This is a genomic window from Nodosilinea sp. LEGE 06152, from assembly GCF_015207525.1.
Classification (GTDB): Bacteria; Cyanobacteriota; Cyanobacteriia; order Phormidesmidales; family Phormidesmidaceae; genus Nodosilinea.
In genome coordinates, this window is record NZ_JADEWR010000003.1 from 336,490 (window position 1) to 348,181 (window position 11,692).

General features: G+C 52.6%; 8 protein-coding genes. 1 reads left to right on the top strand and 7 read right to left on the bottom strand.

Features of this window, described 5'->3' with window-relative positions; all coding sequences use genetic code 11:
- Nucleotides 1-27 precede the first annotated feature (27 nt).
- From IQ265_RS06285 to IQ265_RS06300, 4 genes are all read right to left on the bottom strand, one after another.
- Nucleotides 28-729 (bottom strand): TVP38/TMEM64 family protein, encoded by a 702-nt coding sequence (locus IQ265_RS06285; RefSeq protein WP_194051622.1) that lies wholly within the window; start codon nucleotides 727-729, stop codon nucleotides 28-30.
- A gap of 150 nt (nucleotides 730-879) precedes the next feature.
- Nucleotides 880-1,905 carry a F510_1955 family glycosylhydrolase gene (locus IQ265_RS06290; protein WP_194051624.1) on the bottom strand — a complete coding sequence of 342 codons (1,026 nt, stop codon included), beginning with the start codon at nucleotides 1,903-1,905 and terminating at the stop codon, nucleotides 880-882.
- A 316-nt stretch (nucleotides 1,906-2,221) separates the two neighbouring features.
- Complete coding sequence (locus tag IQ265_RS06295; RefSeq protein ID WP_194051626.1) at nucleotides 2,222-2,626, bottom strand: DUF2933 domain-containing protein; 405 nt, start codon at nucleotides 2,624-2,626, stop codon at nucleotides 2,222-2,224.
- Nucleotides 2,627-2,759: 133 nt separating this feature from the next.
- Nucleotides 2,760-3,074 carry a hypothetical protein gene (locus tag IQ265_RS06300; protein WP_194051627.1) on the bottom strand — a complete coding sequence of 105 codons (315 nt, stop codon included), beginning with the start codon at nucleotides 3,072-3,074 and terminating at the stop codon, nucleotides 2,760-2,762.
- Nucleotides 3,075-3,697: 623 nt separating this feature from the next.
- Between IQ265_RS06300 and IQ265_RS06305 the strand changes: the two genes are divergently transcribed.
- Nucleotides 3,698-5,182, top strand: coding sequence for a multicopper oxidase family protein (locus tag IQ265_RS06305; protein WP_194051629.1), 1,485 nt, complete (start codon nucleotides 3,698-3,700; stop codon nucleotides 5,180-5,182).
- 157 nt (nucleotides 5,183-5,339) lie between these two features.
- Here the strand turns inward: IQ265_RS06305 and IQ265_RS06310 are convergent, their stop codons facing one another.
- The 3 genes from IQ265_RS06310 to IQ265_RS06320 form a co-directional block, all read right to left on the bottom strand.
- Entirely contained in the window at nucleotides 5,340-5,840 is a 501-nt protein-coding gene (locus IQ265_RS06310; RefSeq protein WP_194051631.1) for a hypothetical protein, read from the bottom strand.
- A gap of 71 nt (nucleotides 5,841-5,911) precedes the next feature.
- Nucleotides 5,912-9,046, bottom strand: a complete 3,135-nt coding sequence (locus IQ265_RS06315; RefSeq protein WP_194051633.1) for an efflux RND transporter permease subunit — start codon at nucleotides 9,044-9,046, stop codon at nucleotides 5,912-5,914.
- A gap of 99 nt (nucleotides 9,047-9,145) precedes the next feature.
- Nucleotides 9,146-10,789, bottom strand: coding sequence for an efflux RND transporter periplasmic adaptor subunit (locus IQ265_RS06320; protein ID WP_194051635.1), 1,644 nt, complete (start codon nucleotides 10,787-10,789; stop codon nucleotides 9,146-9,148).
- Between the last annotated feature and the right edge of the window lie 903 nt (nucleotides 10,790-11,692).

An 11,692-nucleotide genomic window follows, 5' to 3' on the forward strand; every position in this document is an offset into this window, starting at 1 on the left:
AAACAGTTAAGATACTATGATGAGCACTTATTCCACATGAATAATGTCTCTCATGTTGAACCAGTTATATCGATGGATGCCATAGGGTAAACCGATCAGCAGAATCAGAAACAGAAGAGAGAAAATAATTCCTAAAGGTAAACCAACTGTAAAAGTTGAGCCTAGAAAAGTTAGAAGAAAGGTTGATGGAATCATGCCAAGTAAGGTTGCAGTGGCATAAATTGGCAGCGAAATCCCTGTGACACCAGCTCCATAGCTAATTAGATCAAATGACAAGACAGGAAGCAGACGTGTGATGAAGATTATCCAGCCAAGATAAACTTCTCCTCGATTTTTAGAAAAGTAGATAAGTTTGCCCGTCAACGCGCGAACAGCTGATCGCCCTAAGGTGTATCCAATAAAGTACGCCAGCAAGCCACCTAAAAAGCCACCAATAACACTATAAATTCCTGCCCAAATTGGCCCCCAAACCATACCAGCCGCAACCGCTAAGGGAGCGCTTGGAATGGGACTAAGGACAACAGATAAAATGAGGATGCCAATGTAAACGAATACTCCCAACCATCCCCAGCTTTGAATAGCTTGCTCCAGACCTTGTGCGGAGAATAAGTCAAAGTCTGGTTGAACCCAAAGCCAGCCGCAAACCAGTATACACAGCACCAGAATGCTGAAGGCGATCGCATTCTGACGGTTGAGAAATTGCTGCTTCCTTAGTGGCTTACGCTTCATAAAAGACTAACCATGACATCGCCCATTCTGACATTTTGGTCTACGGGCAATGTGAGTATCATAGAACGCCTTCATAGCGGTTGGCTCGTAGTTGTTTAGTTTTTTAGACACCCCCAAACAGTTAGAGCGATCAAATTGTTTGACTCACGGTTACGAATTCAGTTCATCCCATGTTTTGCCACCGTCTTGTGATTGAAAGACGGCATTGTTCTCATTAACAGCATAGAGAACTTGGGAATTAGTGGGAGCAACAGCCATGTATAAAACTATGCCCTCTAATTCGTCGCTCCAAGGTTCCCAAGATTGTCCGCCATCCACGCTACGGTATAATCCAGTATCCGTAGAAGAAATACGGTATCCCAACATCGTTGTTTGATCGCCCTCTGCTCGCAGTGCTAATCCGGCGATTGGAGAAGTGGCTGTACTGGGAATCAGTGACCACGCTTTGCCTGCATTCTGACTTTCATATAGCCCTGCTTGTGTTGTTGCTAAAACTCGTTCTGGATTAAGAGGATCAACATTGAGGCTAAAGGGCATTGCTTCTAAACCGCTGCCAGACGGTTGTGTCCAGGTTTGACCCGCATCGTTTGATACAAAAAAGCCTTGCTTTCCAGATGTAGCTAAGCCGTAAATGGTATCAGGGTTGCTAGGTGCGATCGCCATGGCATGAAAATCTACCCCTGGCATGGAAACTTCTTGCCAATCTAACCCTTGATTTTGGCTCACTTGAAAACCCAAGTTACCACCCTCTGGCGGATGACCACTGGCATAAAAGCGATTTGCATCAGTGGGGTGTGCAATGAAACCCATGTAATCGTATTGCTCTTTTATCCAAAACCACTGACCCGTCTCAGATCGCTTCAAAAGCCCACTGTGACTGGCAATATAAATGATTTGAGGATTGTCAGGACTGACGGTTAATCCGTGAATGTGATTATTTGCCTGCCAGTTTTCGGCTGGTTTTAGAGATGCTTCTAACGTAGTGGGTGCTGGTGCGCTATCTGTCTTGTTCGCTGGCGATTGAGGTGCAGCACTAGACAAATTGCCTTCAGTAGGCTGGCTGGTACGGCTAAATAACCGGGCTGTGCCTCCTAGGATTAGAAGAAATATAGTTGCAAGAAAAGCATAAGCTAACCATTTTTTAGCTTTTCCCTCGCTTAATTTTGGCTGACTCATAGTGTCCTTATCGTAGTTTTTTGATTACTGCTCCATGCCCATCATGCTGCTGAAAGGGGTCACTATACAGCTGATGAAAGCTTGGGGTTGTAAATGACTGACATTCCAAATAGTTAATAGAGCGATCGCCATTCCTATACCAACGGGATTATCTCTAAGTCTTTGTTTTCATATCTCCGTTTGAACTTGATTCAACCGAATCTATTGCGCCGCTTGTTCTATGTATTCGGGTGGAAAGTTAGCAGCAGCTCCGGCTTTAATTAATTCTTCTAGCAATTAATGATGTGTTAATGGTTCTCACCTCATCCGGCACAGTTTACTCTTTGGAATGATAATCTGCCTTAAGTGAAGAACTACCGGATGATCGCTGTTCAGATTGTTCTAAGGTATTAATCTGGTGGGCGATCGCTTCATGCTGCGTCTGCAATTGCTGAAGATGTTCTCGCAATTGAGCCAGTTGCGCATCCCGGTCAAGATGTATGCTGGTGGGTAAACTGCTCACTGATTGGTGTGATGTAGCAGACATTGAGTCCTTGTCCATTCGATTCATCATCGCCATCATCAAAAACATTGAAAGTGGACAGGCTGCTAGCAACAGCAATGGTAATGCACTCAGCGTTAATTGCGGTACCAATATCGCAATGGCAATGCCAATGGCTACCAGCCCCACCAATACTCTCCAGTCGAAACACATGCCAAAGACATTGAATTTTGTTTTCATCGTGTTGCTCTTGCTTGAGATAGGAACGATTTTAAGCGTTGCTGATTCCTGAGATGAATATCTTTTCGAAAGTTTAGTGCCGATGGGGTTTCATCAATCTGTTTATCCCTCATTTCAGCAACGCCCGATTTTATTATCTTGGCATGGGGTTTATTATGTCCTGCCCAGAATGGCTTTTTGGCTGCTCCATCATCTCAGGCATATTTTCATTACCCATCATGTTGTGCCTCATGCTCATCATAGAGTTGCACTGAGCCATCATTTGCCGCATTTGTTCTTCTGTTGGGGCTGTTTGTGCTTGATCTTCATAAGAAGGCGCTGTAGGCTGCCTTTGGGCAAGGGTAGAGGTTTTTTGGTTGTATTCATGAGCGATCGCTGGAAGTATGGCAACTCCCAACAGGGCTAATCCAGCAACAATTCCACTAGTGATGATGCGAGTCGGTTTCATAGTATTTATCTAATTTTCAATCAACAAAAATTCGTCACTATCTTGATGACTATTGCCATGATAGAGTCTCTAGTCAGCTATAGAGTCAAGTCCATCGAAAAAAATTTCATATACAATCTCCCCAGGACATAAAAATCAATGTCTTACTGATTAAATAGAGTGATTTCATCCTGATTTCATAAGCTAATGGTAATGAATTTGGACAATTACTCATCTGTTAGTTCACGCCCGTTTTCCACGACTTGGTGGCTCTGGCAGTGAGTACAGTCTATAGCTTTGGGGTAATCGCACTACAGCTATTTTACCTATCATCGCTTACCAGACCAGTGCCCATCTTTTCGTATTGTCTGTATTTCACTGGCGTTTCATAGTTCAGTCGTAGCATGGCTATGAGAAACGCTAAGTATTGTTTCGCTGCCTTGATTCTCCAGTTCACTAAAATCTCTATCGCCATAGTGGCGTTGCTGAATAGCAGTATGATTCTGCAAAAAATTGGGCGGGGTTCCAATACCTACAGAGATCGGTTCATACCTGGAATCAGCAACGCCGCCATAGTAGTGAGGCATGAGCTCTCGTTTAAGGCAGCTGCCTGAGTGAGTCATTGAAATCTAAGTACCTAACCTATGCGCTCTATCAAACGACGAGAATTTCTAGGCTTGAGTGCGGGAGCTACGACAGCTATCCTGCTCTCTCAATGTTCTAAAGCACAAACCCAAGGCTCTACCGCTAGCCCTACTCTGCTGCAAGGGCGAGTTATTAACAGTCAAGGAGGATTATTGAGCCTTGATTTGGAAGCGAATGTTCAGGCAGTATCCCTGGGTGATCGCCGTGCTAACCTGCTGGCCTTCAATGGTCAACTGCCTGGCCCCCGGCTAGAGGCTAAACCGGGCGATACAGTGCAGATTCGCTTTACTAACCGACTCAATCAACCCACCAACCTGCACTACCACGGGCTGCACATTACCCCCCAGGGCAACGCCGACAATGTCTTTCTCAGCGTGCCCCCAGGGGAGCGTCTGACCTATGAGTTTACGCTGCCTGCCGATCATCCGGCGGGGACGTTTTGGTATCACCCCCACCACCACGGACATGTGGCCGAGCAGGTGTTTGGGGGGCTGGCGGGGCTGTTTACTGTCCGGGGCGAGTTAGACGAAGTACCTGAAATTAAGGCCGCTCAAGAAGCATTTGTCGTGCTGCAAGACTTTGACATCACCAGCGCCGGGGCGATCGCCGCGCCCGACATGATGGCCCGCATGGTGGGCCGCGAAGGCCCGTTGATCATCGTCAATGGGCAGCTCAACCCTGAGCTACCCCTGGCTCAGGGCGGGCTGCTGCGGCTGCGGCTGTTAAATGCGTCTCCGTCTCGGTTCTATCGATTGCAGCTAGAGGGCCATAGTCTGCATCTGGTGGCAACGGATGGGGGTGCGATCGCCACCCCCGTCGAACTCTCTGAACTGCTGCTAGCCCCTGGTGAACGAGCTGAAGTACTGGTGCAGGGCAACCGCGAACCGAACCAGTATCGCCTGCTCAATCTCCCCTACGATCGCGGCGGCATGATGATGGGGGGCGGTGGCATGGGCGGCATGGGCATGGGCGGTATGATGGGCCAGGGCAGTTCTGTCGCAGCCACCCAAACCCTGGCCACTGTGACCTATCGCGGCTCTGTTGCCGTCCTACCGCTGCCCCAGCAGTTGGGCACAGTCGAGTTGTTGCCTAACCCTACCCTCAGCCGTCGCATTGAATTCAATATGGCCATGGGGCCGGGGATGTCTATGGCATTCCTCTTCAACGGCAAAACCTTTGACGCCCAACGCATCGACATCGCCTCCAAACTCAACACCGTCGAAGAGTGGGAACTGGTCAATGTCGATCCTGACCGGATGGATCATCCCTTTCACTTACATGTCAACCCGTTTCAAGTGATCAGCCGCAACGGACAGCCTGAACCCTACCAGGCTTGGAAAGACACGGTACTGGTAAAAGGCAACGAAACCGTGCGCATCCGCATTCCGTTCCGCACATTCACAGGTAAAACGGTTTACCACTGTCACATCCTGGATCACGAAGATCTCGGCATGATGGGCACTGTGAATATTCAGCCTGCCTGAGGGCAATCAGAAAAGCAATCAGCCTAGCCATATTTGGCCAGGCTGATTCCGTAATCTAAAACTCTTACTCGCTCACTCCCAGATCCAATCTAGGTAATTGGCAAGTCGTCCCGATTACAATCTGCTTGACCTCGGGGTGATTGAATATAAGTTGGTGTTACTTGGCAAAGGTAAAGCGTCCATTCACCTTTTCACCGCCGATGTCAGACAAAATAGCTACGTTATAGTCTCCTGCGGCTGTGACGGGCACCATGGCCGTGTAGTGTGCGGCATCGGCGTCATAGCTCAACTCGATAGACTCTTGAGTGCCGTCGGGAGCCTGAATTTGGGCCATGACCTTAGCATCGGCGATCGCCTCGTGAGTATCGCCCTTTTGTAGGAAAAAGTCTAGGTGAACGCCATCTGATTCGTTGGAAGTAATCAGTTCCAGGTGGTAGGGGCCAGACTCAACCACCTGGCCCCCCTGGGAGGCCTCCATGTCCCCCGCCCCGCCAGCGGCGGGCTCTGATGCCGTTTGAGCCTCAGCAGCGGGTGCCTCGGCCACAGCCTCTGTGTCAGCGGGAGCGCTACTTTGCTCGCCACTGCTGCCACACGCCCCCAGGGTTAGAGCCAGGCCAAGGGCCACTATTGAAAAGGTCAGGGTCTTCTTAACGGTCATAGCGTTGTTCCTAAAAGAGAAAACAGGATGTTGCCTAGGGGCAGCGCCGAGGCTGCGATATGAGACTTGGCTTACTGCACCAGGGCCGGATCTTGGGGCTCGGGTTCAAGCTCTGAAAGCGATAGGGGAGCCGCTACCTTGGGAACCAAATGCCGCCCAAACAAAGAGTAGAGCGCTGGCAGCACCAGCAGTGTCAGCGCCGTCGAGGTAAACAGGCCACCCAAAACGACCACAGCCAGAGGCTGCAAAATTTCTTTGCCTGCGCCGCTGCCCAGCACTAGGGGCACCATGCCCAGGGCCGAGGTGAGCGCCGTCATTAAAATGGCCACCAGCCGCTCTGAGGAGCCTTCGACAATCACCTCGCGCAGGGGCATGCCTTGGGCCAGCTTGGTGTTGTAGTTGTCAACCAGCAGTAGGCCATTGCGGGTAGCCACCCCAAACAGGGTGATAAAGCCGACCAGCGACGCCACCGACACCACACCGCCCCCCAGGGCAATGGAGGCAATGCCCCCCACCAGGGCCAGGGGCAGGTTGACCATAATCATCACCATCCCCAGCACTGATTTAACCGCGAAGTACATCAGCACGGAGATCACAACGATCGCCAGCCCGCCAAACACCAGCAGGTTGCGGCTGGCCCGCTGCTCTGACTCAAACTGCCCGCCGTACTGAATGTAGTAACCCGAGGGCAGCGACACCGCTTCCCTCACCCGGTCTTGAATGGCATCAACCACCGAGCCCAGATCGCGCCCGGCCACGTTAGCTGACACCACAATCAGGCGCGAGACATTTTCGCGGTTGATTGTGTTTGGCCCGGTGCCGTAGTCAATGCGGGCCACCTGAGCCAGGGGAATTTTTTGGCCGACGGGAGTATCAATCAGCAGGTTGCCGATCGCCTCCAAATTATTGCGAGCGTCATCTTTGAGCCAAACTAGCAGGTCAAAGAGCTGCTGCTGCTCCAGCACTTGAGACACCACTCGCCCATTGAGCGCTGTTTCGACCACACCCGCGATCTGCCCCACGGTAAGGCCATAGCGGGCCGCAGCAGGACGGTCGAACTGAATCTGCACCTGCCGAATGGGCACCTGGGGCTCCAGTTGCAGATCGACCAGGCCATCGATATCGCGAATGGCGGCTTCCACCTCGCTGCCGACGGTGCGGAGCTGGTCGAGATTGGGGCCGAAGATCTTCACGGCGATCGCACTTCTCACTCCCGAAAGCACCTCATCCATGCGGTGGGTAATAAACCCGCCCACGCTGGGGGCAATGCCGGGAATGCGGGCAAATTCTGCTCGAATGTGCTCAATGGAGGCTTCGCGATCGCGCAATCCTTCTTCGCTCAGCTCGATATCTACGTGACCCAAGTTAACCCCGCCCGCATCGGCATCGCCCGGTGCTCGCCCCGTCCTCATCTGCACCGTCACGAAGCGGGGGTCGTCTTTCAGCGCCTCTTGCATCGCCAGCCCCGCTTCGTTGGTGGCCGCCAACGACGACCCTGGATACAGCAGCATCGCATTCACCAGCGACGGCTCCTGAAATTCGGGCAAAAACACCCGCCCTAGACTAGAAAACACCACCATCGACGCCACCAAAGCCGCCATAGCAATGGCCAGCACCAGCTTGGCGCGGGCCATGACAAACCGCAAAGCCGGTTGATACAGCCGTTGAGATGTCCTGGTAACCCAGGTCTCATCGCTGGGCAGCGGGCGTCGAGCTAGCAAGATAGCGCACAGTGCTGGGGAGAGGGTCATAGCCACCAGGGTAGAGGCCACAATCGACACCAGGTAGGCCACCCCCATAGGGGCAAAAATGCGCCCCTCTACCCCGGTCAGGCTAAAGATAGGGGCAAACACCACCGCAATAATTACGGTTGAAAAAATAACGCTCACCCGCACCTCGACCGACGTGTCGTAGACCACCTTAAACGGGTGTTCTGGGCTGCCCGCCAGCTGATTTTTGCGCAGCCCGCGATAGGCGTTCTCCATATCCACAATCGAGTCATCGACCACGGAGCCAATGGCCACTGCTAACCCGCCCAGGGTCATGGTGTTGATGCCCTGGCCAAAGGCATTGAGAATGATCATGCCCACCAGAATTGAGAGCGGAATGGCGCTCAGCGTAATCACCGCCGTGCGCCAGTTCATCAAAAACAGCAGGATAATAACTGAGACGATGATAATGCCGTCTCGCAGAGAACCCAGCACGTTTTCGACCGAGGCCTCAATAAAGTTTTCTTGCCGAAAGGTTTCGGTGACAACAACATCCTCTGGCAGAGCCGCTTTTAGCTCCTCCATCGCGGCTTCCACCGCCCGTGTAACGGTAGGAGTGTCGTTGAGGGGCTGCTTGTTGACCACCATCACTACCGCCCGTTGGCCCCCTACGCTGCCGTCGCCCCGCTGGAGGGCTGCCCCAATTTGCACATCGGCCACATCTTGTAGCTTTACTGGGCGACCCTCTCGGGCGGCTACCACCGACTCTTGCAGTTGCTCAATCGAGTCGAGCCGCCCGACACCGCGAATAATCAGCTCCTGGTCGGGGGTGTTGAGAAAGCCACCGGCGGCATTGACGTTAGCGGCCTCGGTCGCCTCGGCCACCTCTTGCAGCGACACATTAAACGCCACCAGTCGGTCTGGGTCAACCAACACTTGGTACTGCCGTACGTCGCCGCCGTAGGTAATCACCTGGGAGATGCCGGGCACAGCCAGCAGTCGGTTGGTGACATCGCGATCTACCAACCGCCGCACCTCCATCAGAGGCGTGGTTTCCGCCGTAAAGGCGTACATCAAGATCGTGCCGATGGGGGACGAAATCGGCGAAATCTGGGGAATGCCGACCCCCTCGGGCAGCTTTTCCTGCACCTGCTGAAGGCGCTCGGTGACTAATTGTCGGGCCTGGTAGACATCGGTACCCCACCGGAAGATCACCTTGACGACCGAAATACTCACCGCTGAGGATGACCGCACGATTTCTACCCCTGGGGTGCCATTGACGGCGCTCTCGATGGGTAGGGTGATCAGCGCCTCCACTTCTTCGGGGGCGAGTCCGGGCGCTTCGGTTTGAATTTCCACCTGGGGCGGCGCAAAGTCTGGAAACACGTCCAAAGGCATTTGGGTGAGGTTGTAAATGCCTAAAAACGTCACCACGATCGCTCCGATGACCACGAGCCACCGCTGGGCGATCGACCACTTGAGAATGTTATCTAGCATGGTTGTTCAAAATCTTGTCAGAACAGATGGCTCACCATGGCTGTTGTAGGGCAGGCGATGCCCACCATTCGGGAGGATGTTATCCAGACACCACCGCAACTACTTGCGCGAGGGCTCTTCCTCTTCAACTAGGGGAGCGGCCAGGGTTGGCCCATGGCCATAGCGGGGATGCTCTAGCGCGGATGACGAAACCACCGCGTCGTCGATCGCCAGGGCATAGGTCGGGCGCTGTCGCCTGGCCCACCAGATACCGGCGGCAAAGGTTGTCATCGCGATCGCACTACTGCCTAACCCCATCGCCCACCAGGGAATGCCTGCGGCAGCCGCCTCAACAGGGGCTGCGGTTTCCTCTGCTGGTTCAGCCCCCCCACCCCGCAAAGACTGGGCATAGAGTTGGTTAGCCCGCTGGGTGACGATTTCATCACCCTCAAACAGGCCAGTGAGCACCTCTACCTGATCGCCTGCCGTTCTCCCTAGAGTGACGTCTACAGGTTCAAAGGCGTTGCCGTTGCGCACAAACACCAGGGTTTGGCCGTTGGCTTCCACCACCGCTGCCTGAGGAATAGCCATCACTGCCTCGGCAGTGCTCTCGGTTAACACTTCCAAGGCCGCAAACATGCCGGGCTTGAGGGTGCCCTGGGCATTGTCTAGCTCGGCCTGCACGGGCACGACCCGAGTTTCGCCATTGACCACCGAACCCACCGTGGTAATTTGGCCCTCAAAGATTTGATCGGGCAGGCTAGCCACGGTGATCCGCACCCGTTGCCCAGGAGATACCTGGGAGAGATCTTTTTCAAAAATGTCTGCGGTGGCCAATACCGTGCGATTGTCCACAATAGTCATCAGCACCGCACCCGCATCTTCTGAAGATTGCCCCAGGGTGACGTCGCGGTCGGCAATGGTACCCGCAATGGGCGCTTTGATAGTGATGGTGCCGTCTGGGTTAGCTGTGGCTCCAAGCTGCTGCAACCGAGTTTGGTAGGTCTGTGAACTGAGCTGAGAGCGGGAGCGGGCGACGTTGAGGGCGGTCTGGGCCTGCGCCACCCCCGTGCGAGCACTGAGAACCTCCAACTGGCTTTCGGCCTCTGCCAAAGCCTGCTTGGCGTCTGCCAAACCCGCTTCAGAGGCCAGTAGTTCGCGGCGGGCGATCGCGCCTTCCGCCGCCAGTTCTGAGTCGCGATCGTACTGCTCTTGGGCCACCCGGACATCCGTCCGGGCCGCTTCAATGGCCCTCTGGGCAATCTGCTGCTGCTGCGCATAGGTTTGCCCCGCGAGCTGCAAATCGGCCTGGGCCTGCTGCACGTCTCCCTGGCGCTCAGCAGAATTTTCTAGAGCGGTCACTCGCAATTCGGCTAGTTCGCCACTGGTGATCACCGCTAGCGCCTGGCCCGCTTCCACCTGCTGCCCTGGCTCCACCAATAGCTTGGTTACCGTACCGCCAACTGGGTTAGTCACCGATACCTGCCGCCCCGGCGAAGCTTCGATTTGCCCTGTTGCTTTTACCCCAAACGCCAACACCTGGCGCTTCACCGGCTCAATTATCAGACCAATGCGGTCAGCTGTTTCAGCGTCAACCTCGATGCCTGCTGGGTTAGCCCCGGCACCACCCCCCTGAAACTCATCCCCGTGACCAGCATGGGCGAAGGCCGCGCCCGCAGGGGCTAGCAAGAGCATCAGCAAAGCCAGCCGGGGGAGCGATCGCCCTCTGGCTGCTAGGTACAAGCGATCGGAGATAGCTGTCATAGGCGTGCCCTTGAACCACTTACTTAGAGTCTGCGGAGAAAAATACCATCAGTCCCTCAAACATCCCACAGAAAAATGAAATCAGGATGAAATACTCAACCCCCAATCGGGCAATTTTCAGGTTGCACAAGAAATATTTCTCTAGACTGCAAGCCCAATCAACGGAAAAACGTACTCAAATGAAGGTTTCATCAAGTCAAGAATAAATTTCTTTAGTCGCCCAAAAAATACTTGAAAGAATTAAATTTTGTGAAAACTTCCAGCGAAAAATCGTCTCTAATTTTTCTAATAAAACATTCAGTTTTAGCTTAGCTAATTATCAGGAAATGATTTGATAGCGAACCTATAATGGATAGTGCAAGGTTTCGCCAATCAAACGCGAACTTTAGCAGTTCTCATGGAGAAAACAAATGAAAAAATACTTTATTTCCGCACTAACCATTGCATTAGCTACAGTCGCCTTCGCTCCTGTGGCTAGTGCCTCTAGTCAAACTAGTCTTCGTGGTTTGGCTGCCGAAAAAGGTAGACCCGTAACTCTCGGCGAACTTATACAACACAACCGCGATTATAGGGGTTCATAAACTTTCTTATAGATAGTGATGTTTTGAAGCGCCACTATCCATAAAGATAGCACTCGCCTTAATAGACTCTAAAGCCACCAAGCCTTTGGCAATGGTGGCTTTTTTAAGAGGCATACAGCGTTTTACTGTGGCGAAGAAAATCTAACGAACATAAGGCCTATATGATCTGGTAGCTACCGAGCTTCGCTCTAATTTTTCTAATAAAACTTTTACCATTAGCTTAGGTAGTTTTCAGAAACTACCTGAATAAGAGATCTATCATAGTAAGAGTTTCGCTGATAGATACAAGGCGAAATCTAGTTTTCTTAATGGAGAATAAGAT